23 protein-coding genes are annotated in these 24,195 nt (G+C 73.1%); 20 read left to right on the plus strand and 3 right to left on the minus strand.

What is annotated here, in order from left to right; translation table 11 throughout:
• Position 1: 1 nt before the first annotated feature.
• On the minus strand, positions 2-679 hold the full coding sequence (locus tag AC6EI4_RS14195; RefSeq protein WP_498421805.1) for an LON peptidase substrate-binding domain-containing protein: 678 nt from the start codon (positions 677-679) through the stop codon (positions 2-4).
• Positions 680-782: 103 nt separating this feature from the next.
• On the opposite strand from AC6EI4_RS14195, the gene hisD reads away from it, so the two are divergent.
• From hisD to hisF, 6 genes are all read left to right on the plus strand, one after another.
• Positions 783-2,093, plus strand: a complete 1,311-nt coding sequence (gene hisD / locus AC6EI4_RS14200) for a histidinol dehydrogenase (protein ID WP_498421804.1) — start codon at positions 783-785, stop codon at positions 2,091-2,093.
• On the plus strand, positions 2,090-3,196 hold the full coding sequence (locus AC6EI4_RS14205; protein ID WP_498421803.1) for a histidinol-phosphate transaminase: 1,107 nt from the start codon (positions 2,090-2,092) through the stop codon (positions 3,194-3,196). Before hisD ends, AC6EI4_RS14205 begins: the two co-directional genes overlap by 4 nt.
• Positions 3,193-3,792: an imidazoleglycerol-phosphate dehydratase HisB gene (gene hisB / locus AC6EI4_RS14210; RefSeq protein ID WP_498421802.1), complete on the plus strand. Its 600-nt coding sequence runs from the start codon at positions 3,193-3,195 to the stop codon at positions 3,790-3,792. The genes AC6EI4_RS14205 and hisB overlap by 4 nt, the downstream gene beginning before the upstream one ends.
• A gap of 41 nt (positions 3,793-3,833) precedes the next feature.
• Positions 3,834-4,460, plus strand: coding sequence for an imidazole glycerol phosphate synthase subunit HisH (gene hisH, locus AC6EI4_RS14215; protein WP_498421801.1), 627 nt, complete (start codon positions 3,834-3,836; stop codon positions 4,458-4,460).
• 66 nt (positions 4,461-4,526) lie between these two features.
• Positions 4,527-5,270: a bifunctional 1-(5-phosphoribosyl)-5-((5-phosphoribosylamino)methylideneamino)imidazole-4-carboxamide isomerase/phosphoribosylanthranilate isomerase PriA gene (gene priA / locus AC6EI4_RS14220; RefSeq protein WP_498421800.1), complete on the plus strand. Its 744-nt coding sequence runs from the start codon at positions 4,527-4,529 to the stop codon at positions 5,268-5,270.
• Positions 5,267-6,028 (plus strand): imidazole glycerol phosphate synthase subunit HisF, encoded by a 762-nt coding sequence (gene hisF, locus AC6EI4_RS14225; protein WP_498421799.1) that lies wholly within the window; start codon positions 5,267-5,269, stop codon positions 6,026-6,028. Before priA ends, hisF begins: the two co-directional genes overlap by 4 nt.
• A 24-nt stretch (positions 6,029-6,052) precedes the next feature.
• On the opposite strand, the gene AC6EI4_RS14230 is transcribed toward hisF, so the two are convergent.
• A complete protein-coding gene (locus tag AC6EI4_RS14230) occupies positions 6,053-6,739 on the minus strand; it encodes a TIGR03085 family metal-binding protein (RefSeq protein WP_498451837.1) in 687 nt (228 codons plus the stop codon).
• A 146-nt stretch (positions 6,740-6,885) separates the two neighbouring features.
• On the opposite strand from AC6EI4_RS14230, the gene AC6EI4_RS14235 reads away from it, so the two are divergent.
• Genes AC6EI4_RS14235 through AC6EI4_RS14260 form a run of 6 tightly spaced genes read left to right on the plus strand, consistent with a single transcriptional unit; the run spans position 6,886 to position 12,283 of the window.
• Complete coding sequence (locus AC6EI4_RS14235) at positions 6,886-8,763, plus strand: ABC transporter ATP-binding protein (RefSeq protein ID WP_498451838.1); 1,878 nt, start codon at positions 6,886-6,888, stop codon at positions 8,761-8,763.
• Positions 8,760-10,589 carry an ABC transporter ATP-binding protein gene (locus AC6EI4_RS14240; RefSeq protein ID WP_498451839.1) on the plus strand — a complete coding sequence of 610 codons (1,830 nt, stop codon included), beginning with the start codon at positions 8,760-8,762 and terminating at the stop codon, positions 10,587-10,589. The genes AC6EI4_RS14235 and AC6EI4_RS14240 overlap by 4 nt, the downstream gene beginning before the upstream one ends.
• Positions 10,589-10,957: a phosphoribosyl-AMP cyclohydrolase gene (hisI, locus tag AC6EI4_RS14245; protein WP_498451840.1), complete on the plus strand. Its 369-nt coding sequence runs from the start codon at positions 10,589-10,591 to the stop codon at positions 10,955-10,957. Before AC6EI4_RS14240 ends, hisI begins: the two co-directional genes overlap by 1 nt.
• On the plus strand, positions 10,957-11,547 hold the full coding sequence (locus AC6EI4_RS14250; RefSeq protein WP_498451841.1) for a Trp biosynthesis-associated membrane protein: 591 nt from the start codon (positions 10,957-10,959) through the stop codon (positions 11,545-11,547). The genes hisI and AC6EI4_RS14250 overlap by 1 nt, the downstream gene beginning before the upstream one ends.
• A gap of 60 nt (positions 11,548-11,607) precedes the next feature.
• Positions 11,608-11,808 carry an HGxxPAAW family protein gene (locus tag AC6EI4_RS14255; RefSeq protein WP_498421793.1) on the plus strand — a complete coding sequence of 67 codons (201 nt, stop codon included), beginning with the start codon at positions 11,608-11,610 and terminating at the stop codon, positions 11,806-11,808.
• 7 nt (positions 11,809-11,815) lie between these two features.
• Positions 11,816-12,283 (plus strand): DUF2752 domain-containing protein, encoded by a 468-nt coding sequence (locus AC6EI4_RS14260; RefSeq protein ID WP_498451842.1) that lies wholly within the window; start codon positions 11,816-11,818, stop codon positions 12,281-12,283.
• A gap of 3 nt (positions 12,284-12,286) precedes the next feature.
• Here AC6EI4_RS14260 and AC6EI4_RS14265 read toward each other — a convergent pair whose 3' ends face one another.
• Complete coding sequence (locus AC6EI4_RS14265) at positions 12,287-12,628, minus strand: DUF4190 domain-containing protein (protein WP_498451843.1); 342 nt, start codon at positions 12,626-12,628, stop codon at positions 12,287-12,289.
• Positions 12,629-12,806: 178 nt separating this feature from the next.
• Here AC6EI4_RS14265 and trpC point away from each other — a divergent pair, with 178 nt between their 5' ends.
• The 8 genes from trpC (at position 12,807) to AC6EI4_RS14305 (ending at position 24,148) form a co-directional block, all read left to right on the plus strand.
• Positions 12,807-13,619: an indole-3-glycerol phosphate synthase TrpC gene (gene trpC / locus AC6EI4_RS14270; RefSeq protein ID WP_498451844.1), complete on the plus strand. Its 813-nt coding sequence runs from the start codon at positions 12,807-12,809 to the stop codon at positions 13,617-13,619.
• The gene (gene trpB / locus AC6EI4_RS14275; protein ID WP_498451845.1) at positions 13,616-14,905 is read left to right on the plus strand and encodes a tryptophan synthase subunit beta; all 1,290 of its coding nucleotides are present in this window, start codon (positions 13,616-13,618) and stop codon (positions 14,903-14,905) included. Before trpC ends, trpB begins: the two co-directional genes overlap by 4 nt.
• On the plus strand, positions 14,902-15,699 hold the full coding sequence (trpA, locus tag AC6EI4_RS14280; RefSeq protein ID WP_498421788.1) for a tryptophan synthase subunit alpha: 798 nt from the start codon (positions 14,902-14,904) through the stop codon (positions 15,697-15,699). The genes trpB and trpA overlap by 4 nt, the downstream gene beginning before the upstream one ends.
• A complete protein-coding gene (locus tag AC6EI4_RS14285; protein ID WP_498421787.1) occupies positions 15,692-16,345 on the plus strand; it encodes an SCO family protein in 654 nt (217 codons plus the stop codon). The genes trpA and AC6EI4_RS14285 overlap by 8 nt, the downstream gene beginning before the upstream one ends.
• A 10-nt stretch (positions 16,346-16,355) precedes the next feature.
• Positions 16,356-17,234: a prolipoprotein diacylglyceryl transferase gene (gene lgt, locus AC6EI4_RS14290; RefSeq protein ID WP_498451846.1), complete on the plus strand. Its 879-nt coding sequence runs from the start codon at positions 16,356-16,358 to the stop codon at positions 17,232-17,234.
• Positions 17,235-17,243: 9 nt separating this feature from the next.
• Positions 17,244-17,966 (plus strand): VIT1/CCC1 transporter family protein, encoded by a 723-nt coding sequence (locus AC6EI4_RS14295; RefSeq protein WP_498451847.1) that lies wholly within the window; start codon positions 17,244-17,246, stop codon positions 17,964-17,966.
• Positions 17,967-18,156: 190 nt separating this feature from the next.
• A complete protein-coding gene (gene gltB / locus AC6EI4_RS14300; protein ID WP_498451848.1) occupies positions 18,157-22,689 on the plus strand; it encodes a glutamate synthase large subunit in 4,533 nt (1,510 codons plus the stop codon).
• Positions 22,682-24,148, plus strand: coding sequence for a glutamate synthase subunit beta (locus tag AC6EI4_RS14305; protein ID WP_498421783.1), 1,467 nt, complete (start codon positions 22,682-22,684; stop codon positions 24,146-24,148). Before gltB ends, AC6EI4_RS14305 begins: the two co-directional genes overlap by 8 nt.
• Positions 24,149-24,195 lie beyond the last annotated feature (47 nt).

Raw genomic sequence — 24,195 nt, forward strand, 5'->3', positions numbered from 1 at the left:
CTCAGTTGGGGGACCAGCCGGTGCGGGCCACCTGGGTGGCCGGCAGCGAGGGGATCACGTTCATCGCGCGCAGCTCGGCGCGGAACAGGTCGGTGACCAGGGTCAGGCGCAGCGCGGTGCTCTCGGCCTCGAGCAGCGCTTGGCGGTCGGGCAGGGGGAGCGGCGCGATCGAGGCCAGGGTCCAGGCCAGCCAGGCGGGGTCCTTGGGCAGCGCGCCGGGGTGCGGGTCGCCGCGGAAGCCGATCAGCGACGCGCGGTAGGCGGTGAAGGTGGCGCGGGCCCGCTCCGCGATCGCGGCGGGCACCGGGTCGTCGGCCTCGCCGAGCACCTCCACCTCGCCGCGGGGGAAGGGGCCGGTGACGTCGAGCCCCTCGAGCCGGATCCGGTCGCGGCCCACCGCGACGATGTCGAAGGTGCCGTCGGGGTGCGGCTGCACCTCGGTGAGCTGGAGACGACAGCCGACCCGGTACAGCGACTGGGTGCCGTGGTCGCCCACCTCGTAGCCCTCCCGGATCGCGACCGACGCGAACAGCCGCCGCGCCGGGTCGGGCTCGCGCAGCAGGTGGTGGACCAGCGCCCGGTAGCGGTCCTCGAAGACGCGCAGCGGCACCGAGACACCGGGGAACAGCACGGTGTTCAGTGGGAACATCGGCAGCGTGGTGGGCTCGGCTCCGGCCATGGCGTGGAGCATAGACCGCGCGACCCCGTCGCCCGGGCACCGCGGGCGTCCACGCCATCGCGGCGATTCTGGGGCGTAGGCGCGCCGCACTAGAATCACACCCATGATTCGCCGGATCGACCTCCGGGGCGCCGCCACCTCCGCCGCCCCCTTCGACTACCGGACCGCCGTGCCGCGGGCCGACTTCGACATCGAGGCTGCGATCCCCGTCGTGCATCCGATCTGCGAGGCCGTGCGCGAGCGCGGCGTCGAGGCGATCGCCGAGTTCTCCGCGAAGTTCGACGGTGTCCAGCGCAGCGACATCGCCGTCCCGGCCGAGGCGCTCGGCGACGCCCTCGAGCGGCTCGACCCCCAGGTCCGCGCCGGGCTGGAGGAGTCGATCCGCCGGCTGCGCGCGACCTGCGAGGCCGAGCTCGAGCAGGACGTGGTCACCGACCTCGGCCCCGGGGCGCGGGTCACCCACCGCAAGGTGCCCGTCGGCCGGGTCGGGCTCTACGTGCCCGGCGGGCTGGCGCCGCTGGTCTCCAGCGTGATCATGAACGTGGTGCCGGCCCAGGTGGCCGGCGTCGGCTCGATCGCGCTGACCTCGAGCCCGCAGAAGGAGCACGGGGGACTGCCGCACCCGACGATCCTGGCCGCCTGCGCGCTGCTCGGCATCGACGAGGTGTACGCCGTCGGTGGCGCCCAGGCGATCGCGATGTTCGCCTACGGCGCCGGCCCGTGCCGCCCGGTCGACCTGGTCACCGGGCCCGGCAACATCTACGTCGTCTCCGCCAAGCGGCTGCTCAAGGGCGTCGTCGGCATCGACTCCGAGGCCGGGCCGACGGAGATCGCGATCCTCGCCGACGACACCGCGGTGCCCTCCCACGTGGCCGCCGACCTGATCAGCCAGGCCGAGCACGACCCGTTGGCGGCCTCGGTGCTGGTCACGCCGTCCCTGCGGCTGGCCGACGAGGTGGAGGCCGAGCTCGACAAGCAGGTCGCCCGGACCCGCCACGTCGAGCGGGTCCGCACCGCGCTGTCGGGGCGCCAGTCCGCGATCGTGCTGGTCGACGACGTCGAGCAGGGCCTGGCGGTGGTCGACGCCTACGCCGCCGAGCACCTCGAGATCCAGACCGCCGACGCCGAGGCGGTGGCCGCCCGGGTGAACAACGCCGGCGCCATCTTCGTCGGCCCCTACGCGCCGGTCTCGCTGGGCGACTACTGCGCCGGGTCCAACCACGTCCTGCCGACCGCGGGCTGCGCCTGTCACTCCTCGGGGCTGTCGGTGCGCGCCTTCACCAAGTCCGTGCACGTGGTGGCCTACGACCGTGCGGCGCTCGCCGAGGTCGCCGACCACGTGGTGACGCTGGCCGACGCCGAGGACCTGCCCGGACACGGCGACGCGGTGCGCGCCCGCTTCGAGGAGCGGTGAGCACGCTGGAGACCTGGCTGCCGCTGCGCGAGGAGCTGCGCGGCATCGAGCCGTACGGCGCGCCGCAGCTCGACGTCCCGGTCCAGCTCAACGTCAACGAGAACCCCTACGGCCCGTCCGAGGCGGTGGTCGCCGACGTGGCCGCCTCGGTCGCGGCGGTGACCGGCACGCTGAACCGCTACCCCGACCGGGAGTTCAGCGAGCTCCGGGTCGCGCTCGCGGACTACCTCGGGCACGGGGTGCGCCCCGAGCAGGTCTGGGCGGCCAACGGGTCCAACGAGGTGATGCTGCAGCTGCTCCAGGCCTTCGGCGGGCCCGGGCGCCGCGCGCTGTCGTTCGCCCCGACGTACTCGATGTACCCCGAGTACGCCCGGGACTCGGTCACCGAGTGGGTCGTGGGACGCCGCGAGAGCGACTTCTCCCTCGACCTCGAGGCCGCCCGCCTGCTGGTGCTCGAGCAGCGCCCCAGCGTGGTGCTGCTGCCCTCGCCCAACAACCCGACCGGCACCGCGCTGCCGCCCGAGGCGGTCACCGTGCTGTGCGAGGCGGCCGCGAGCTACCAGCCCGGCGGCATCGTGGTGGTCGACGAGGCCTACGGCGAGTTCCGCCGTACCGGCACACCCAGCGCGCTGGAGCTGCTCGAGCGGCACCGCAACCTGGTGGTCTCGCGGACGATGAGCAAGGCGTTCGCGCTGGCCGGGGCCCGGGTCGGCTACTTCGCCGCGGCGCCGGAGATCTGCGACGCCATCCGGGTGGTCCGGCTGCCCTACCACCTCTCCGCGGTCACCCAGGCCGTGGCGCTGGCGGCGCTGCGCCACGCGCCGGAGCTGCTCGGCCGGGTCGACGACCTGCGCGCCGAGCGGGACCGCACCGTGCAGTGGCTGGCCGAGCAGGGGCTGCAGGTCGCCGAGAGCGACGCGAACTTCGTGCTGTTCGGCCGGTTCGCCGACCGGCACGCGACCTGGCAGGCTCTCCTCGACCGCGGGGTCCTGATCCGCGAGACCGGCCCCGAGGGGTGGCTGCGCGTCTCGATCGGCACCCCGGAGGAGATGACAGCATTCAAGAACGCACTGACCGAGGTCATGGAAGAGGGACAGCGATGAGCCGTACGGCCACGATCGATCGAGCGACCAAGGAGTCGAAGGTCCACGTCGAGGTGGACCTGGACGGCACCGGGCGCCACGAGGTGTCCACCGGGGTGGGCTTCTACGACCACATGCTCTCGGCCTTCTCCCGGCACTCGCTGGTCGACCTGGTGGTGCGCACCGAGGGCGACATCCACATCGACGCCCACCACACCGTCGAGGACACCGCGATCGTGCTCGGTCAGGCCCTCGGCCAGGCGCTGGGGGACAAGCGCGGGATCCGGCGCTTCGGCGACGCCCTGGTGCCTCTCGACGAGGCGCTCGTCCAGTGCGCCGTCGACGTCTCGGGGCGGCCCTACTGCGTGCACGTCGGCGAGCCCGAGGGGCAGGTCTTCGTGGCGATCGGCGGCGACTACCAGGGCTCGCTGACCCGCCACGTCTTCGAGACGATCTCCTTCCACGCCCAGCTGGCGCTGCACGTGCGGGTGATCTCCAGCCGCGACCCGCACCACCTGGTCGAGGCGCAGTTCAAGGCCTTCGCGCGGGCCTTCCGCGACGCCGTCGCCCTCGACCCGCGTGAGAGCGGCGTGCCGTCCACCAAGGGGACGCTCTGAGCGCCGACGCGGGGGAGCCGACCCCCCGCCGTCCCCACGTCGTGGTGCTCGACTACGGCTCGGGCAACCTGCGCTCCGCGGTGCGCGCGATGGAGCGCGCGGGCGCGGAGGTCGAGCTCACCGCCGACCGCCGAGCCGCCGAGGAGGCCGACGGCCTGCTGGTCCCCGGCGTCGGTGCGTTCGCCGCCTGCATGGAGGGCCTGCGCGCCGTCAAGGGCCACGAGATCATCGGCCGGCGGCTGGCCGGCGGCCGCCCGGTGCTGGGCATCTGCGTGGGCATGCAGATCCTGTTCTCGCGCGGCGTCGAGCACGGTGTCGAGACCGCCGGCTGCGACGAGTGGCCCGGCGTGGTGGAGCGGATCCAGGCGCCGGTCGTCCCGCACATGGGCTGGAACACCGTCGAGGTGCCCGAGGGTTCCACGCTCTTCGCCGGCATCGAGCACGAGCGGTTCTACTTCGTGCACAGCTACGGCGTGCGCGAGTGGAGCCTGGTCACCAACGACCGGACCCGGGCACCGCTGGTGACCTGGGCCGAGCACGGCGGCGACCGATTCGTCGCCGCGGTGGAGAACGGGCCGCTCACCGCCACCCAGTTCCACCCCGAGAAGTCCGGCGACGCCGGCGCGGCGCTGCTGCGCAACTGGGTCGCCTCCCTGCCCACCCGCTGAACCTGCCGCCGACCCCCCTCTGCCCGGGCGGCGTCCACCGCCGCCCAGCCCCTGTGAAAGGCCGTCATGTCCTCCTATCTCGAGCTCCTTCCCGCCGTCGACATCGCCGGCGGCCAGGCCGTCCAGCTGGTCCAGGGCGTCGCCGGCTCGGAGAAGCGCTTCGGCGACCCCGTCGAGGCCGCCCTGCGCTGGCAGGAGGCCGGCGCCGAGTGGCTGCACCTCGTGGACCTCGACGCGGCCTTCGGGCGGGGCGAGAACCGTGAGCTGCAGGCCCGGATCGTCGGCGCCCTCGACATCAAGGTCGAGATGAGCGGCGGGATCCGCGACGACGAGTCGCTCGAGGCCGCGATGGCCACGGGCTGTCGCCGCGTGAACATCGGCACCGCCGCGCTGGAGCACCCCGAGTGGTGCGCCCGGGCGATCGCGACGTACGGCGACCGGGTGGCCGTCGGGCTGGACGTGCGCGGGCGGACCCTGGCGGCCCGCGGCTGGACCCGCGACGGCGGCGACCTCTACGACGTGCTCTCCCGCCTCGACGCCGAGGGCTGCGCGCGCTACGTGCTCACCGACGTGAACAAGGACGGGATGCTGCAGGGCCCCAACCTGCAGCTGCTGCGCGACGTGTGCGCGGCCACCGACCGCCCGGTGGTCGCCTCGGGCGGGATCACCGAGCTGGCCGACCTGGAGGCCCTGCAGTCGCTGGTGGGCGAGGGCGTCGAGGGCGCGATCATCGGCACCGCGCTCTACGAGGGCCGGTTCACCCTCGAGGAGGCGCTCGCGCTGACGCTGCCCTCCCAGGCCGGCGCATGAGCCTCGCCGTACGGGTGATCCCGTGCCTGGACGTGGACGCCGGGCGGGTGGTCAAGGGGATCAACTTCCAGGAGCTGCGCGACGCCGGCGACCCGGTGGAGCTGGCCCGCACCTACGACGCCGAGGGCGCCGACGAGCTCACCTTCCTCGACATCTCCGCCTCCCACGAGGGACGCGCCACCACGATGGAGATCGTGTCGCGCACCGCCGAGGAGGTCTTCATCCCGCTCACCGTCGGGGGCGGGATCTCCTCGGTCGCCGACGTGGACCGGCTGCTGCGCGCGGGCGCGGACAAGATCGCGGTCAACACCGCCGCCATCCGGCGCCCCGAGCTCGTCGCCGAGATCGCGGACCGGTTCGGCAACCAGGTCCTGGTGCTCTCGGTGGACGCGCGCCGCGCCACCGACACCGAGTCCGGCTTCGAGGTGACCACGCACGGCGGGCGGCAATCGGCGGGGCTGGACGCGATCGGCTGGGCGGTGCGCGCCGCCGAGCTGGGCGCCGGCGAGATCCTGCTCAACGCCATGGACGCGGACGGCACCCAGGACGGCTTCGACCTCGAGCTGCTGCGTGCCGTGCGCCGCGAGGTGAGCATCCCGGTGATCGCCTCGGGCGGGGCCGGTGCGCTCGAGCACTTCGCGCCGGCGGTGCAGGCCGGGGCCGACGCGGTGCTCGCCGCGACCGTGTTCCACTTCGGCACGCTGCGCGTCGGCGAGGTCAAGCAGACGCTGGCCGCAGCCGGTCACCCGGTCCGCTGACGCGCCTGCCTCACCGACGAGGGCTCACAGCCCCCGGTCCGCGGCCCGCAGCCGGGTGACCCGCGCGGCCGGCCCCTCGAAGACGAGCCCCTCGCTGGGGCGCCCGAACGCGAACAGCAGCAGCTCCGAGGGCAGCCCGCTCACCCGCACCGGGTCCTCGCCGCGGCGCAGCGTCGCCGTCGCGCCCGGCCCGGCGGCGCCGTCGGTGCGCCGTACCTCCACCGGCACCCCGGCTGGGCGGACCAGAGCGGGCCCCACCGCGCGCAGCGCGCCCCACAGCGCGGACTCGGCGTCCGCGGACAGCTCGCGGGGCTGCCAGGACGGGACCGCGCGACGCAGGTCCTCGTGGTGGACGAAGAACTCAGCCGTGTTCGCCACCCGGTCCAGCGGGCCCACCAGCCGGAAGGGCAGGGCCGGACGGCGCAGCCTGGCCACCAGCGTGGCGAGCTCCTGGGTCCGGAGCCTGTCCATCCCACGCTCGGTGAGCCCGGACAGCGGCGCCACCATGATGCCGGCGGCGGCCAGCGGCCGGTGCTCGCGCAACACCAGGTGGGCGACGAGGTCGTGCGTGGTCCAGGACCCGCTGCAGGTGGGCGCCGTGGGGCCGCGCTCGAGGGCCAGGTCGCACAGCGCCGCACGCTCGGCGCGCGCCAGCCGAGGTTCGGCGGGGACGTGGTCGGGTCCCCGCCCGGTCGTGGGATTCGGGCTCATGCGAGCCGAGCATACGGGCGCCGCCCGGGCACGGGGGGCTGTCGGCGCCCGGGAATAGGCTGACGGGCGCTGCGGGTTGGCCCCGGAGCAGCCGTGCCCGCCCGGGCACGCGCCGCACGCAGCGAGTGGGAGCAGGTGGCACACAGGTGACGAGGACCGACCGCGGGTCGACCATGCGCGAGGGCTTCGCGGTCCTCGGGGTGGCGATCCGGCGTGAGCCCTGGATCTTCACGCTGTCGACGCTGGGCAGCGTGCTCTTCGGGGCGCTGACGGTCGCCGACGCGTGGGTGCTGGGCTGGGCCACCGACCACGTGGTGCTGCCGGCCTTCCGGGACGGCGAGATCGGCGCCGGGATGCTGTGGGCGGTGCTGGGCCTGTTCCTCGGCGTCGCGATCCTGCGCGCGGTGGGCATCGTGGCGCGCCGGCTCGGCGCCGGCATCATGCAGTACCGGATGCAGGCCCACTACCGGCGTGCCGTCACCCGGCAGTACCTCTCCCTGCCGATGGAGTGGCACCAGCGCCACCCGACCGGTCAGCTGCTCTCCAACGCGAACGCCGACGTGGAGGCGGCCTGGGGGCCGATCGCGCCGCTGCCGATGGCCGTGGGGACGGTGGCGATGATGGTGATCGCGGTCGCCCAGATGCTGGCCGCCGACCTCGTCCTCGCGGGCGTGGGGCTGCTCGTCTTCCCGGCCGTGATCCTCGCCAACCTGGCCTACCAGCGCTACGCGTCGCCGCTGATCACCCGCGCCCAGGCACTGCGCGCGGAGCTCAGCGAGATCGCCCACGAGTCCTTCGACGGCGCGCTGGTCGTCAAGACGCTGGGCCGTGAGGGGGAGGAGACCGAGCGCTTCGGCGCGAAGGCCGCCGAGCTGCGCGACGTGATCATCAAGGCTGGCCGGATCCGGGCGGCCTTCGACCCGGCGCTGGCGGCGCTGCCCAACATCGGCGTCCTGGTCGTGCTGGCCCTCGGGGTTTCCCGGGTGCTCGCCGGCCAGACCGACGCCGGCGCCGTGGTGACCGTGGCCTACCTGCTGACGATCGTGTCCTTCCCGATCCGCTCGATCGGCTGGCTGTTGGGGGAGCTCCCGCGCAGCGTGGTCGGCTTCCGCCGGGTCACCGCGGTGCTCGAGGCCACCGGCGAGATGCAGTACGGCGAGCGCGTCGTGCCGCGCCCGGACGCAGCCACCGGCGCCCGCCTCGACGTCGAGCACCTGGCCTACTCCTACGTCCCCGACGAGCCGCTGCTGCGCGACCTGGACTTCTGCGTCGAGCCCGGCCGCACCGTCGCCATCGTGGGCGCCACCGCGTCCGGCAAGAGCACGATCACCACCCTGCTCACCCGGTTGGTCGACCCCGACCGGGGCCGGATCCTCATCGACGGCGAGGACGTGCGCGAGCTGGCCCACGGCGAGCTGGCCGAGACCGTCGCGGTGGTCGCCCAGACGGCCTTCCTCTTCGACGACACGGTGCGCGGCAACATCGCGCTGGGCGCCGACGTCAGCGACGAGGAGATCTGGGCCGCGTTGCGCGCCGCCCAGGCCGACGGGTTCGTCGCCGCGCTGCCCGGCGGCCTCGACGCCCAGCTCGGCGAGCGGGGCACCTCGCTGTCGGGTGGCCAGCGCCAGCGGATCTCGCTGGCGCGCGCCCTGGTGCGTCGTCCCCGGCTGCTGATCCTCGACGACGCCACCTCCGCGGTCGACCCCGAGGTGGAGGCCCGGATCCTCGAGGCGCTGCGCGGCTCGGGCGCCGGCACGACGCTGGTCGTGGTGGCCTACCGCAAGGCGACCATCGCCCTGGCCGACGAGGTGGTCCATCTCGAGGACGGCCGGGTCGCGGACCGGGGCACCCACGCCGAGCTGCTGTCCCGCAGCCCGTCGTACTCCCGGCTGGTCAACGCCTACGAGCACGACCTCGACGGCGAGCCGGGCCCCGGCGGCCCGGGTGCCGAGCTCGCCTCCAGCACCACCACAGGAACCACGACCGGCACCACGACCGGCACCACGACGGGAGAGCAGCGATGAGCGCCAGCACGCAGACGGTGCGCGCCGCGGGCGTCTCCGGCACCCGGATGGAGACCGGCGAGGACATCTCGATGCTCGCCACCCTGCGCCGCGGCATCCACCACTCCCCGGAGCTCAAGGACGGCATCGTCGCCACGATGCTGCTCGCGTTGCTCTCCACCCTGGGCCAGGTGGTCGTGCCGATCGCGGTGCAGCAGACCCTGGACAAGGGCATCAACGGCCCCGGTGGCCCGGACGTCGGCTTCACCGTCCGGATGGGGCTGCTGGCCGGGCTCGCGGTGGTGGTGACCGGCGTGGCGACCTTCGCGATGACGGCCCGGCTCTACGCCAGCGCCGAGCGGGGCCTGGCCACGCTGCGCACCAAGGCCTTCCGCCACGTCCACGACCTCCCGCTGCTCACCCAGAACACCGAGCGGCGAGGCTCCCTGGTCTCGCGCGTCACCAGCGACGTGGACCAGGTCAGCCAGTTCCTGGTCTTCGGCGGGATCCTCTTCATCGTCAGCGTCGGGCAGGTCCTGGTGGCGACCGTGGTGATGGTCGTCTACAGCTGGCAGCTCGCGCTGGTCGTGTGGATCTGCTTCGCGCCGCTGTTCGCGTCGCTGCGCTTCTTCCAACGCAAGCTCTCCGACGCCTACGGCGTGGTGCGCCGCCAGGTCGCGACGATGCTCTCGGCCATCTCCGAGCCCGTGGTGGGAGCGGCCGTCGTCCGGGCCTACGCGGTGCAGGGGCGCACCCAGGCACGCATCGACCAGGCGATCGAGCGTCACAAGGCGGCCAGCACCAAGGCGCAGGGCTTCACCGCGGTCTCCTTCTCCCTGGGCGGCGTCTCGGCCGGCCTGGCCAACGCCGGAGTGCTCATCGGCGGCATCTGGCTCGGCTTCGCCGGCGACATCACCGCCGGGGAGGTGCTCGCCTTCGCGTTCATCGTGACCCTGTTCGTCGGCCCGGTGCAGATGGGCACCCAGATCCTCACCGACGCCCAGAGCGCCATCGCCGGCTGGCGCCGCGTGATCGGGATCCTGGACACCCCCGCCGACCTGGTCGACCCCGGAGAGCGGGGGCACGTGCTGCCGGCCGGGCCCATCGACGTCTCCTTCGACCAGGTCAGCTTCGCCTACCCCGGCGGCCCGCCGGTGCTGCGCGAGGTGAGCCTGGACATCGCCGCCGGCACCCGGGTGGCGATCGTGGGGGAGACCGGCTCGGGCAAGTCCACCTTCGCCAAGCTGCTCACCCGGCTGATGGACCCCTCCCAGGGCGCCGTCCTGCTCGACGGCATCGACGTGCGCGACATCAGCCAGACGTCGTTGCGCAGCAGCGTGGTGCTGGTGCCGCAGGAGGGCTTCCTCTTCGACGACACGATCACCGCCAACGTCCGCTACGGCAGGCTGGACGCGACCGAGGCCGAGATCCTCGCCTCGGCAGGCGAGCTCGGCCTCGCCGACTGGGTGGCCGCGCTGCCGCGCGGACTGGAGACCCGGGTGGGCCAGCGCGGGGAGTCACTGTCGGCCGGCGAGCGCCAGCTCGTGGCGCTCCTGCGCGCCCACCTGGCCGACCCCGACCTGCTGGTGCTCGACGAGGCGACCAGCGCGGTCGACCCGGCGCTGGAGATGCGCATCGGGCGGGCGCTCGAGCGGTTGATGGGCGGGCGGACCTCGGTCACCATCGCGCACCGCCTGTCCACGGCCGAGAAGGCGGACGAGGTGATCGTGGTCGACCAGGGGCGAGTGGTCCAGCGTGGTCCGCACCGCGAGCTGGTCGGCCAGGAGGGGGTCTACGCGGGGCTGCACTCGTCCTGGGTCGCGCAGCAGGGGAGAATGGAGGAGTGATGAGCACTCTGGACCCCACGATCGCCGCCCGCCTCAAGCTCACCGCCGAGGGTCTCCTGCCGGCCGTGGTCCAGCAGCACGACACCGGCGAGGTGCTGATGCTGGGCTGGATGGACGAGGACGCCCTGGCCCGCACGCTGACCACCGGCCGGGCCACCTACTGGAGCCGCAGCCGCCGCGAGTACTGGGTCAAGGGCGAGACCTCCGGGCACCGCCAGTGGGTCAAGGAGGTGCGCCTGGACTGCGACGGCGACACCCTGCTGGTCAAGGTGGACCAGGAGGGCGCCGCGTGCCACACCGGTGACCGCACCTGCTTCGACGCCGTCCTGCTCGAGCAGGACGCCCCGTTCGCCGGCGAACCCGCCTGATGGGCGGCTCGCCGTCCCCGCGCCGCACCTTCGGTCCGGTCGTGCTGCTCGGGCTCGCCGCCGGCACCCTGGCCGCGGTGGCCTCCACCAAGACCTGGGCCGAGGTGGGCGATGCCCAGGGTGCCGCGATGATCGGCGCCGGCCTGGACCAGGGAGGCGGGCAGATGCCGCTGGCCTCCGCGCTGAGCCTGGTCGTGCTGGCGGCCTGGGGGGTGCTGCTCGTCACCCGGCGCCGGGTGAGGCGGCTGGTGGCGGTGATCGGCCTGCTGGCGAGCCTCGGGACGCTGGCGACCGTCGTGGCCGGCTGGTGGCAGGTCCCCGACTCGCTGGAGCGCCGCTACGCCGACGTGGGCGTCACCCAGATCGACGTCTCCTTCACCGGCTGGTACCCGGCCGCGCTGATCGGGGCGCTGCTGTGCGTGCTGACCACCGGGCTGGCCCTGCGCTGGCTGGGGCGCTGGCCCGAGATGGGCAGTCGCTACGACGCCCCCGGCGCGTCCTCGGGTCCCCGGACCCAGGCTCCGCCGCAGGAGCGCAGCAGCCTCGACCTGTGGAAGTCGCTGGACGAGGGGCGCGACCCGACCGACTGAGCCGGGCCCTAGACTGTGCCCCGACGCATTCGCCTGACCCGAACGAGGAGCACTCAGCAGATGGCTGACAACCACGGCAACACCCCCGCGGCCTGGACCGGCGTGACGGTGGCATTCCTGGGATTCCTCGTCGGCAGCATCGCCTGCCTGTTCGACCCGGTCAACATCCCGCTGCTGTGGGTGGGCATCGGGCTGGGGCTCGCCTCGCTGCTCGTCTTCGCCGTGATGGTGAAGATGGGGCTGCACGACTCCGGACACTGAGTCCGCGATGGCCGCGGCGCAGGTGCGACCCGGGCCGGGAGGCCTCCTCGGGTCCGAGCACCCGCTGCCGCCACGCTCGCGCCGGATGCTGGCGCCGCTCGCGAGCGGCGCAGCCGTCGGCGCCCTCACCTACGCCCTGCACCTGCGTGACCCCAACGTGCAGAACAGCTGGGGGGTCTGCCCCTTCTCCTGGGGCACCGGCCTCGACTGCCCCGGCTGCGGTGCCCTGCGCGCCGTCCACGCCCTGACCGACCTCGACCTGGCCGCCGCGGCCTCGAGCAACCTGGTCCTGGTCGTGACCGCGCCGCTGCTGGTGGCCCTCTGGATCGGATGGGCACGCCAGCAGTGGCGCGGAGACGCCGAGCCGATGGTGAGCTCACGCACCCGGCTGCGCATCGGCACGGTCGTCATCGCCGCGCTGCTGGCCTTCGCGGTGCTGCGCAACCTGCCCGGCTTGGAGTGGCTCGCCTCCTGAGGGTCAGGAGGTGGTGACCTCACCCTCGAACATCGCGTTGCCGGTCGCGAAGAGCACGATCCCCGCCAGGATGCCGAGCACCGTCAGGATGATCGCGATCAGGCCGCAGATCTTGCCGGCTCGGGCCATCCCGGCGCCGCCGATCGTCCCGCCGGACGCCTCGATCTCCTGGAGCGCCTTGTTGCCGATGAGGTACGCCGCGATGCCCACGGGCCCGCAGCAGACCAGCCCCACGATCCCCAGGATCAAGGACAGCATCGCCCTCGGGTGGTCGCCCTGCGGCTGGCCGGCTCCGTAAGGCTGCTGACCGTAGCCGGACGGAGGCGGCGGTGCGTTGTAGCTCATGTGTTCCCCTGTCGCTCGATGGATGTTGCGCGAGACCCTATCCACGCCGGCCGCGGCGGAGGCACCGGGCGCCCGCAACCGCGCGAAGCCGGCCGTGCCCACCCCCGGACGCAGCGCCGTGCCGGCTGGGCCGCCGTGAGAGGCTGTGGGCGTCCCCGCACACCGTCCCGGAGGTTCTATGTCCGTGCTCGCCGACATCGTTGCCGGCGCGAGGCTCGACCTCGCCCGCCGCGAGGCGGAGGTGAGCCTGGCCGACCTGCGCGCGGCTCTGGCAGACGTCGACGCCCCCCGTGACCCGATGCCGGGCTTCCGGGCGTCTGGCTCGAGCGTCATCGCGGAGGTGAAGCGCGCCAGCCCGAGCAAGGGCGCCCTGGCCGACATCCCGGATCCGGCCCTGCTCGCGGCGGCCTACGCCCGCGGGGGTGCCGCCGCGATCAGCGTGCTCACCGAGGAGCGCCGATTCGGTGGCAGCCTGGCCGACCTGCGCGCCGTCCGAGCCGCCGTCGACGTGCCGCTGCTGCGCAAGGACTTCATCGTCACCAGCTACCAGTTGGTGGAGGCGCGTGCCGCCGGCGCCGACCTGGCGCTGCTGATCGTGGCCGCCCTCGACGACGACGAGCTGTGCCGCCTGTACGACGAGGCGCGCGAGCTGGGGCTGACGCCGCTGATCGAGGTCCACGACGAGGCCGAGACGGAACGGGCGGTGAGCCTGGGCGCCGAGCTGATCGGGGTCAACGCACGCAACCTCAAGACGCTGGCCATCGACCCGGACGTCTTCGGCCGGCTGGCGCCGCTCATCCCCGACGACCGGGTCAAGGTCGCGGAGTCGGGCATCTTCGGCCCCGACGACGTCGCCCGCTTCGTCGGCCAGGGGGCCCGCGCGGTACTCGTGGGCGAGGCCCTCGTCCGCGACGGCGACCCCGAGAGCGCGGTCCGGGCCATGTCGGGGATCGTCGCGCAGCACGCACAGTCAGGAGCACAGCAGAGATGACCGTGGACCACGGGGCCGACGAGCGCGGCTTCTTCGGCGACTTCGGTGGCCGGTTCATGCCGGAGGCGCTGGTCGCGGCGCTCGACGAGCTCACCGTGGCCTGGGAGGAGGCGATGGCCGACCCCGGGTTCGTGGGGGACTTCGAGACGATCCTGCGCGAGTACGCCGGCATCCCCAGCCCGCTGTACGAGGCGACCCGGCTCTCCGAGCGGGTCGGCTGCCGGATCCTGCTCAAGCGCGAGGACCTCAACCACACCGGCGCCCACAAGATCCGCAACGTGATGGGCCAGGCGCTGCTCACCAAGCGGATGGGCAAGACCCGCGTGATCGCCGAGACCGGCGCCGGCCAGCACGGCGTCGCCAGCGCCACGGCCGCCGCCTACTTCGGCCTCGACTGCACCGTCTACATGGGCGCGGTCGACACCCGGCGGCAGGCGCTGAACGTCGCGCGCATGCACCTGCTCGGGGCGAAGGTGGTGCCGGTCGAGTCCGGCAGCGCGACGCTCAAGGACGCGATCAACGAGGCGCTGCGCGACTGGGTCGCCAGCGTCGACCACACCGCCTACCTGTTCGGCACCGCCGCCGGCCCGCACCCGTTCCCGAGCATGGTGCGCGACTTCACCCGCGGCATCGGCGACGAGGCCCGCCAGCAGTGCCTGGAGCGCTACGGCCGGCTGCCGGACGCGGCCGCGGCGTGCGTCGGCGGCGGCTCCAACGCGATCGGCATGTTCGCGGCGTTCCTCGACGACGCCGACGTCGCGCTCTACGGCTTCGAGGCGGGCGGTGAGGGCGTCCACACCGGACGCCACGCCGCCACCATCGGCGCCGGGGACAGCGGCGTCCTGCACGGGGCACGCACCTACGTCCTGCAGGACGAGGACGGGCAGACCGTGGAGTCGCACTCGATCTCCGCCGGCCTGGACTACCCCGGCGTCGGCCCCCAGCACGCGCACCTCGCGGCGACCGGCCGGGCGACGTACCTGCCGGTGACCGACGCCGAGGCGATGGACGCGCTGGCGCTGCTGAGCCGCACCGAGGGGATCATCCCGGCCGTCGAGTCCGCCCACGCGATCGCCGGTGCGCTGCGCGTCGCCGAGCGGCTGGCGCAGGAGAAGGGGCCCGAGGCGCAGATGCTGATCTGCCTGTCCGGGCGTGGCGACAAGGACATGGAGACCGCGATCGAGTGGTTCGGTCTCGGCGACCCCGACCGGGTCACCGCGGCGCCGGCCGGCGACCCCGACACCGACCCACGGTCACAGAGCAGCGAGACGGAGGTGGCACGGTGAGCGTCAAGCGTGCCTTCGACGCGACCCGCGCGCAGGGCCGCGCGGCCCTGGTCGGCTACCTGCCGGCCGGGTTCCCCGACGTGACGGGGTCGATCGAGGCCCTCAAGGCCATGGTCGACGCGGGCGTCGACGTGGTCGAGGTGGGTCTGCCCTACAGCGACCCGGTGATGGACGGACCCACGATCCAGGCGGCCGCCCAGCAGGCGCTGGAGGGCGGGGTCCGCACCAGCGACGTGCTGCGCACCGTCGAGGCGGTGGCCGCCACCGGGGTCCCGACCGTGGTGATGACCTACTGGAACCCGGTGGAGCGCTACGGCGTCGAGCGCTTCGCCGCCGACCTCGCCGCGGCCGGGGGAGCGGGCCTGATCACGCCCGACCTCACCCCCGACAGCGGCGCGGAGTGGATCGCGGCGGCCGACGCGCACGGGCTCGACAAGATCTTCCTGGTCGCGCCGTCCTCCACGCCGGAGCGGATCGCGATGACCACGGCCGCGTGCCGGGGCTTCGTCTACGCCACCGCGGTGATGGGCGTGACCGGCGCCCGCGCCACCACCAGCGACCTGGCCGGACCGCTGGTCGCGCGCACCCGCGCGGTCACCGACCTGCCCATCGGCGTGGGCCTCGGCGTCTCCAACGGCGACCAGGCCGCCGAGGTTGCCGGCTACGCCGACGGCGTCATCGTGGGCTCGGCGTTCGTGCGCACGCTGCTGGACCACCCGCACGACCGAACGGCCGGGCTGAAGGCGCTCACCGCGCTCACCGAGGACCTCGCCGCGGGGGTGCGCCGTGGCTGAGCGTCGCCGCGGACGGGCGCTGGCCACCGGCGTGCTGGCCGCGGCCCTCGGTCTGGGCCTCGCCGGCTGCGCGGTCGGCACGCCCGACGACCGGGCCGCCACGGTGGCCGGCGGGCAGGACGACGACGGGATGCACGGAACCGTGCTGGACGACCCCTACGTGGTGCCCCCCGCCGCGCTGCGCGACACCGAGGGCGCGTCGTACTCCCTGGTCGAGGACACCGAGAAGCCGCTCACGCTGGTGTTCTTCGGCTACACCAGCTGCCCCGACATCTGCCAGATGGTGATGGCGTCGATCTCCTCGGGGCTGACCCGGCTCGACGACGCCCAGCGCGAGCAGGTCGACGTGGTCTTCGTGACCACCGACCCGGCCCGCGACGACGCGCAGGTGCTGCGGCGCTACCTCGACAACTTCGGCGACGACATCGTCGGGCTGACCGGCGAGCTGGACACGATCCTCGAGGTGGCCAAGGGGCTGCACGTGGCCGTCGAGCAGGGGGAGGAGCTGCCCTCGGGCGGCTACGACATCACCCACGGCACCCAGGTCTTCGCGGTGACCGAGCAGGACGTCGCACCGGTGTTCTGGAACCAGGACACCACCTCGGCGCAGTTCGCCGAGGACATCGCCCAGTTGCTCGCGAGCTGAGGAGCCCCTCGTGTCCCTGCCGGTGACCCTGTGGTCCATACCCAGCCCGTCGGAGTCGATCTGGTACCTCGGCCCGCTGCCGCTGCGCGGCTACGCGCTGGCGATCATCCTGGGGATCGTGGCCGCGGTGTGGATCGGCGAGCGCCGCTGGGTGGCCCGGGGCGGTACGGCGGGCGAGATCGTCGACCTCGCCGTGTGGGCCGTGCCGTTCGGGCTGGTCGGCGGCCGGCTCTACCACGTGCTCACCGACTGGAGGCTCTACTTCGGGGAGGGCGAGAACCCGGTCACCGCGCTATACATCTGGCAGGGCGGCCTCGGCATCTGGGGCGCCATCTCGCTCGGTGCCCTGGGAGTGGTGATTGGGGCCCGGGCCAAGGGCATCCGGCTGCTGCCGGTGCTCGACGCGATGGCGCCCGGCGTCCTGGTGGCCCAGGCCATCGGGCGGTGGGGCAACTGGTTCAACCAGGAGCTCTACGGCCAACCCACCGACCTGCCCTGGGGGGTGGAGATCGACGCGGCGCACCGCCCGGTGGAGTACCTCGACCAGGCCACCTACCACCCCACGTTCCTCTACGAGTTCGGGTGGAACCTGGCGGCCTTCGCCGTGGTGATCTGGCTTGACCGGCGCCTGCGGCTGGGTCACGGCCGGGTGGTGGCGCTCTATGTGATGGCCTACACGCTGGGCCGGGGCTGGATCGAGATGCTGCGCATCGACGACGTGCAGCTCGCGGACGTGTTCGGGCTGCGGCTCAACGTGTGGACCTCGATCGTGCTGTTCCTGCTCGCCGCCGGCTACTTCTGGTGGGCCACTCGGCACCGCCCGGGCCGCGAGGAGAGCGTCTACACCGACGCACGGCTGGCCGAGACGGCCACGGAGATTGCTGAGTAGGCTCGTCCCATGGGCCTCGGAGGTCCGCCCTCGGCGGACACCGGCAGCGAGCACCCCGACGTCACCGGCGGGTGGCTGCGACCTGCCGTGTTCGGGATGATGGACGGCCTGGTCTCCAACTGCGCGCTGATCACCGGCGTGGCCGGCGGCACCGCCGACTCCGAGGGCTCCGGCGCGGTGGTGCTGGCGGGCCTGGCGGGCCTGGCCGCCGGTGCCTTCTCGATGGCCGCGGGCGAGTACGCGTCGGTGGCCAGCCAGTCCGAGGCCGCCGAGCGCGAGGTGCGCGAGGAGCGCGAGGAGATCCTGGACAACCCGGAGGCGGAGATCGCCGAGCTGGCGCGGACCTACGTGGCGCGCGGGGTGAGCCCGGAGCTCGCCACCGAGGTCGCCCGCCAGATCCACCGCAACGTGGACGCCGCCGTCTCGGCGCACGCCCACGAGGAGCTCGGCGTGGACCCCGACGACCTGGCCTCGCCCACGCTCGCGGCCGTCTCCTCGTTCTGCGCGTTCTCGGTGGGGGCGCTGGTGCCGCTCGTGCCGTTCCTGCTCGGCCGCGGCGCCCTGGCGGCCTCGGTGGTGCTGACCCTGCTGGCGCTCTTCGTGTGCGGCGCCGTGGTCACCCGGGTGACCAGCCGGGCGTGGTGGTTCGGCGGGTTGCGCCAGGTCGCCCTGGGCGGCGCCGCCTTCGCCGCGACGTACGTCGTGGGGGCCGGGGTGGGCACCCAGGTGTAGGCGCGCGAGCGGTCCGCGGTGTGGGATCTGCGACACCCGCGGGGGGTCCGCCGGGTGATAGCCTGAGGAGTCTGCTTGGGCCAATGTCGTCCCCTGTCTGATCCCACCTGCACAGCCATCCCGTCTCCGGCCCGGACCCGCTCGCGCGCCCGGGCGGCGAGACGCAGAAGACGACGGGAGAATGCTCTCCATGCACGCATTCCCGGCGCCCCAGGGCCTCTACGACCCCCGCCACGAGCACGACGCCTGTGGTGTGGCCTTCGTCGCGACCCTGACCGGCGTAGCCAGTCACGACATCGTCGCCAAGGCCCTCACGGCCCTGCGCAACCTCGACCACCGCGGCGCTGCCGGCGCCGAGCAGAACTCCGGGGACGGGGCGGGGATCCTGCTCCAGGTCCCCGACGCGTTCCTGCGCGAGGTGGTCGACTTCGAGCTGCCCACCCCGCAGGCCTACGCCGTCGGTACGGCGTTCCTGCCGGGTGACGAGGACAGCGTCGCCAAGACGAAGACACGCATCGAGGAGATCGCGGCCGAAGAGGGTCTCGCGGTGCTCGGCTGGCGCGAGGTCCCGATCGACGCCTCCAACGTCGGCGCGCTCGCGCGCGGCGTGATGCCGTCGTTCAGCCAGATCTTCGTCGCCGGCGCCGGCGGCCGGGTTACCGGGATGGCGCTGGAGCGCCTCGCCTTCTGCCTGCGCAAGCGGGCCGAGCGGGAGACCGACGTGTACTTCCCGTCGCTGTCCTCGCGCACCATCGCCTACAAGGGCATGCTCACCACCGAGCAGCTCGACGAGTTCTTCCCCGACCTGCTCGACGAGCGGGTGGCCTCCGCGCTCGCCGTCGTGCACTCGCGGTTCTCGACGAACACCTTCCCGAGCTGGCCGCTGGCCCACCCGTTCCGGTTCATCGCCCACAACGGCGAGATCAACACCGTGATGGGCAACCGCAACTGGATGCGGGCCCGCGAGGCGCTGCTGGCCTCCGACATCATCCCCGGCGACCTCGAGCGGCTCTACCCGATCTGCACCCCGGGCGCCTCGGACTCCGCCTCGTTCGACGAGGTCCTCGAGCTGCTCCACCTCGGTGGCCGCTCCCTGCCGCACTCGGTGCTGATGATGATCCCCGAGGCGTGGGAGAACCACACCGAGATGGACGAGCGGCGCCGGGCGTTCTACCAGTTCCACTCCGCGGTGATGGAGCCCTGGGACGGTCCCGCGTGCGTCGTGTTCACCGACGGCTCCCAGATCGGCGCGGTGCTCGACCGCAACGGCCTGCGGCCCTCGCGCTACTGGGTCACCGACGACGGGCTGGTCGTGCTGGCCTCCGAGGTCGGCGTGCTCGACCTCGACCCGGCCACCATCGTCCGCAAGGGACGCCTGCAGCCGGGGCGGATGTTCCTCATCGACACCGACGAGCACCGCATCATCGAGGACGAGGAGATCAAGTCCGAGCTCGCCTCGGAGCACCCCTACGACGAGTGGCTGCACGCCGGGCTGATCCACCTCGACGACGTGCCCCAGCGTGAGCACATCGTGCACACCCACGCCTCGGTGACGCGGCGCCAGCAGGTCTTCGGTTACACCTCCGAGGAGCTGCGGATCCTGCTCACCCCGATGGCCAACACCGGCGGCGAGCCGCTCGGCTCGATGGGCACCGACACGCCCATCGCGGCGCTCTCGGACAAGCCCCGGCTGATCTTCGACTACTTCAGCCAGCTGTTCGCCCAGGTCACCAACCCCCCGCTGGACGCCATCCGCGAGGAGCTCGTCACCTCGCTGAACGGCTCCATCGGCCCGGAGTCCAACCTGCTCAAGCCGACGCCGGCCTCGTGTCGTCAGGTCGTGCTGCCGTTCCCGGTGATCGACAACGACGACCTGGCCAAGATCCGCCACATCAACCGTGACGGTGACATGCCGGGCTTCATCACCCACGTCTCGCGCGGCCTCTACGAGGTCGAGGGCGGGGGAGCGGCCCTGGCCCGCCGCATCGACGAGATCTGCCAGGAGGTCTCCGAGGCGATCGCCGGGGGCGCGCGGGTGATCGTCCTCTCGGACCGGCACTCCACCGCCGAGCTGGCCCCGATCCCGTCCCTGCTGCTGACCGGGGCGGTGCACCACCACCTGGTGCGGGAGAAGACCCGCACCCAGGTCGGGCTCCTGGTCGAGGCCGGGGACGTCCGCGAGGTCCACCACGTCGCCCTGCTGGTCGGCTACGGCGCGGCGGCGGTGAACCCCTACCTGGCGATGGAGTCCGTCGAGGACCTCGCCCGCGAGGGCCACTACGTCAAGACCGAGCCCGAGCAGGCGGTGCGCAACCTGGTCAAGGCGCTCGGCAAGGGCGTGCTCAAGGTGATGTCCAAGATGGGCGTCTCCACCGTGGCCTCCTACACCGGTGCCCAGATCTTCGAGGCCGTCGGGCTCTCGCAGACGGTCGTCGACAAGTACTTCACCGGCACCACCTCCAAGCTCGGCGGCATCGACCTCGACACGATCGCCGAGGAGGTCGCGCGGCGCCACGCCGCGGCGTACCCCCGCGGCGGCCTGGTCCCGGCCCAGCGCGAGCTGGCCACCGGCGGCGAGTACCAGTGGCGTCGCGACGGTGAGCCGCACCTGTTCGACCCCGAGACGGTCTTCCGCCTCCAGCACGCCACTCGCAACGGCCGCTACGACGTGTTCAAGCAGTACACCGCGCGCGTCGACGAGCAGTCCGAGCGGCTGATGACGCTGCGCGGGCTCTTCGAGCTCAAGGACGCCGAGGCGCTGGGCAGGACGCCGCTGCCGATCGAGGAGGTCGAGCCGGTCTCCGAGATCGTCAAGCGCTTCTCCACCGGGGCGATGTCCTACGGCTCCATCAGCATGGAGGCTCACGAGACGCTCGCGATCGCGATGAACCGGCTGGGCGGCAAGTCCAACACCGGTGAGGGCGGCGAGGACGCCGAGCGGCTCTACGACCCCGAGCGGCGCAGCTCGATCAAGCAGGTCGCCTCCGGGCGCTTCGGGGTGACCGCGGAGTACCTGACCAACTCCGACGACATCCAGATCAAGATGGCGCAGGGCGCCAAGCCCGGCGAAGGCGGCCAGCTGCCCGGCCACAAGGTCTACCCCTGGGTGGCCAAGACCCGGCACTCCACGCCGGGCGTGGGCCTGATCTCGCCGCCGCCGCACCACGACATCTACTCGATCGAGGACCTGGCGCAGCTGATCCACGACCTGAAGAACGCCAACCCGGCGGCCCGCATCCACGTGAAGCTGGTCTCCGAGGTCGGCGTCGGCACCGTCGCGGCGGGCGTCTCCAAGGCGCACGCCGACGTGGTGCTGATCTCGGGCCACGACGGCGGCACCGGCGCGTCCCCGCTGACGTCGCTCAAGCACGCCGGCGGACCCTGGGAGCTCGGCCTCGCCGAGGCCCAGCAGACGCTGCTGCTCAACGGCCTGCGCGACCGGATCGTGGTCCAGGCCGACGGCCAGCTGAAGACCGGGCGCGACGTGGTCATCGCCGCGCTGCTGGGGGCCGAGGAGTTCGGCTTCGCCACCGCCCCGCTGGTGGTCTCCGGCTGCGTCATGATGCGCGTGTGTCACCTCGACACCTGCCCGGTGGGCGTGGCGACCCAGAACCCGGTGCTGCGCGAGCGGTTCACCGGCCGCCCGGAGTTCGTCGTCAACTTCTTCGAGTACGTCGCCGAGGAGGTGCGCGAGCTGCTCGCCCAGCTCGGCTTCCGCACGCTCGAGGAGGCCGTCGGCCACGCCGAGGCGCTCGACACCCGCCGGGCCGTGAGCCACTGGAAGGCCGAGGGGCTCGACCTGACGCCGATCCTGCACGTGCCCGAGCTCCCCGAGGGCACGGCGCTGCACAACACGACCGAGCAGTACCACGCCCTCGACAAGGCGCTCGACAACGAGCTGGTGCGCCTCTGCGCCCCGGCGCTCGAGAGCGGCGAGCCGGTGCGTGCGCAGCTGGCGATCCGCAACGTCAACCGCACGGTCGGCACGATCCTGGGCCACGAGGTCACCAAGCGCTACCGCGCCGCCGGTCTCCCCGACGGCACCATCGACCTCACCTTCACCGGGTCGGCCGGGCAGTCGTTCGGCGCCTTCGTCCCGCCGGGCATCACCCTGCGCCTCGAGGGCGACGCCAACGACTACGTCGGCAAGGGCCTCTCGGGTGGGCGGATCGTGGTGCGGCCCGACCGCACCGCGACGTTCGCGCCGCACGAGCAGATCATCGCCGGCAACACCATCGCCTACGGCGCCACGTCGGGGGAGATCTACCTGCGCGGCGGGGTGGGCGAGCGGTTCTGCGTGCGCAACTCCGGCGTCCACGCGGTGACCGAGGGCGTCGGCGACCACGCCTGCGAGTACATGACCGGCGGCCGGGTGGTGGTGCTGGGCAAGACCGGGCGCAACTTCGGCGCCGGCATGTCCGGCGGCGTGGCCTGGGTGCTGGACCTCAAGCGCCACCGGGTCAACACCGAGCTGGTCGAGATGGGGCCGGTCGAGGGGGAGGCGGCGCTCGAGCTCGAGCAGATGGTCCGCCGCCACCTCGAGGAGACCGGCTCGAGTGTCGCCGAGGAGCTGCTGGCGGACTGGGAGACGTCGCTGCAGCGCTTCACCGAGATCATGCCCACCGACTACCGCCGGGTGCTCGAGGCCAAGGCCGCCGCAGAGGCGGCCGGGCTGAGCGAGAGCGACACCGCGGCCGCGATGATGGAGGCTCTCCATGGCTGACCCGAAGGGTTTCTTGAAGCACGGCCGCGAGAGCGCCGAGCGACGCCCCGTCGAGGAGCGCGTGCACGACTGGAACGAGGTCTACCCCGGTGGGGCGGGACGGGCGCTGCTGCCGATCATCAACACCCAGGCGAGCCGCTGCATGGACTGCGGCATCCCGTTCTGCCACCAGGGCTGCCCGCTGGGCAACCTGATCCCGGAGTGGAACGACCTGGTCTGGCGCGACGACTGGAAGGGCGCCATCGACCGGCTGCACGCCACGAACAACTTCCCGGAGTTCACCGGGCGGTTGTGCCCGGCCCCGTGCGAGACGGCCTGCGTGCTGGGCATCAACCAGGACCCGGTGACGATCAAGAACGTCGAGGTCGCCATCGCCGACAAGGCGTGGGAGTCCGGCTTCGTCACGCCTCAGCCCCCGGAGTGGCTCTCGGGGCGCACCGTCGCCGTCGTGGGCTCCGGGCCGGCCGGCCTGGCCGCCGCCCAGCAGCTCACCCGGGCCGGTCACACGGTCGCGGTCTACGAGCGCGCCGACCGGATCGGCGGACTGCTGCGCTACGGCATCCCCGAGTTCAAGATGGAGAAGCAGCACGTCGACCGGCGCGTGGAGCAGATGCGCCGCGAGGGCACCGTCTTCCGCGCCGGCGTGGCGGTGGGCGAGCAGATCACCGGCGAGGAGCTGCGCGGACGCTACGACGCGGTCGTGCTGGCGGTCGGGTCCACGGTGCCGCGCGACCTGTCCGTCCCGGGCCGGGAGCTGGCCGGGATCCACCAGGCGATGGAGTTCCTGCCGCAGGCCAACCGGGTGGCGCTCGGCGACGAGGTCGAGGGCCAGATCACCGCGACCGGCAAGCACGTGGTGATCATCGGCGGCGGCGACACCGGCGCCGACTGCCTGGGCACCTCCACCCGGCAGGGTGCGGCGAGCGTGACCCAGCTGGAGATCATGCCGCAGCCCGACCAGGCGCGCCCGGCCGGCCAGCCGTGGCCGACGTACCCGATGGTCTTCCGGGTCTCCTCGGCCCACGAGGAGGGCGGAGAGCGCGTCTACGCGGTCTCCACCCAGGAGTTCCTCGGCGACGAGGACGGCAACGTCCGGGCCCTGCGCCTGGTCGACGTCCGGTTCGAGGGCGGCAAGCTGGTCGAGCTCGAGGGCACCGAGCGGGAGATCCCGGCCGACCTGGTGCTCTTCGCGATGGGCTTCACCGGACCCGAGCAGGGCGGGCTCCTCGACCAGCTCGGCGTCGAGCTCGACGCCCGCGGCAACGTCCAGCGCGACGGGAGCTACATGTCGTCGGTGGACGGCGTGTTCGTGGCCGGTGACGCCGGCCGCGGTCAGTCGCTGATCGTCTGGGCGATCGCGGAGGGGCGCGCCGCCGCCGCCGCGGTCGACGAGTTCCTGACCGGAACCACGGCCCTGCCGGTTCCGATCCCGCCCACGGAGCGTCCGCTCGTCGTCTGATCGGGCCCGCTCCACACGGCGCAACCACCCTCTCGATCGAGAGGGTG

This window comes from Nocardioides sp. Z43_10, assembly GCF_059766615.1.

Bases quoted from the DNA above. Each gene is read 5' to 3' on its own strand.
- AC6EI4_RS14195 (WP_498421805.1), bottom strand. From the start codon at position 679: ATGGCCGGAGCCGAGCCCACCACGCTGCCGATGTTCCCACTGAACACC.
- hisD (WP_498421804.1), top strand. From the start codon at position 783: ATGATTCGCCGGATCGACCTCCGGGGCGCCGCCACCTCCGCCGCCCCC.
- hisB (WP_498421802.1), top strand. From the start codon at position 3,193: ATGAGCCGTACGGCCACGATCGATCGAGCGACCAAGGAGTCGAAGGTC.
- priA (WP_498421800.1), top strand. From the start codon at position 4,527: ATGTCCTCCTATCTCGAGCTCCTTCCCGCCGTCGACATCGCCGGCGGC.
- hisF (WP_498421799.1), top strand. From the start codon at position 5,267: ATGAGCCTCGCCGTACGGGTGATCCCGTGCCTGGACGTGGACGCCGGG.
- AC6EI4_RS14230 (WP_498451837.1), bottom strand. From the start codon at position 6,739: ATGAGCCCGAATCCCACGACCGGGCGGGGACCCGACCACGTCCCCGCC.
- AC6EI4_RS14240 (WP_498451839.1), top strand. From the start codon at position 8,760: ATGAGCGCCAGCACGCAGACGGTGCGCGCCGCGGGCGTCTCCGGCACC.
- hisI (WP_498451840.1), top strand. From the start codon at position 10,589: ATGAGCACTCTGGACCCCACGATCGCCGCCCGCCTCAAGCTCACCGCC.
- AC6EI4_RS14250 (WP_498451841.1), top strand. From the start codon at position 10,957: ATGGGCGGCTCGCCGTCCCCGCGCCGCACCTTCGGTCCGGTCGTGCTG.
- AC6EI4_RS14255 (WP_498421793.1), top strand. From the start codon at position 11,608: ATGGCTGACAACCACGGCAACACCCCCGCGGCCTGGACCGGCGTGACG.
- AC6EI4_RS14260 (WP_498451842.1), top strand. From the start codon at position 11,816: ATGGCCGCGGCGCAGGTGCGACCCGGGCCGGGAGGCCTCCTCGGGTCC.
- AC6EI4_RS14265 (WP_498451843.1), bottom strand. From the start codon at position 12,628: ATGAGCTACAACGCACCGCCGCCTCCGTCCGGCTACGGTCAGCAGCCT.
- trpC (WP_498451844.1), top strand. From the start codon at position 12,807: ATGTCCGTGCTCGCCGACATCGTTGCCGGCGCGAGGCTCGACCTCGCC.
- trpB (WP_498451845.1), top strand. From the start codon at position 13,616: ATGACCGTGGACCACGGGGCCGACGAGCGCGGCTTCTTCGGCGACTTC.
- AC6EI4_RS14295 (WP_498451847.1), top strand. From the start codon at position 17,244: ATGGGCCTCGGAGGTCCGCCCTCGGCGGACACCGGCAGCGAGCACCCC.
- gltB (WP_498451848.1), top strand. From the start codon at position 18,157: ATGCACGCATTCCCGGCGCCCCAGGGCCTCTACGACCCCCGCCACGAG.
- AC6EI4_RS14305 (WP_498421783.1), top strand. From the start codon at position 22,682: ATGGCTGACCCGAAGGGTTTCTTGAAGCACGGCCGCGAGAGCGCCGAG.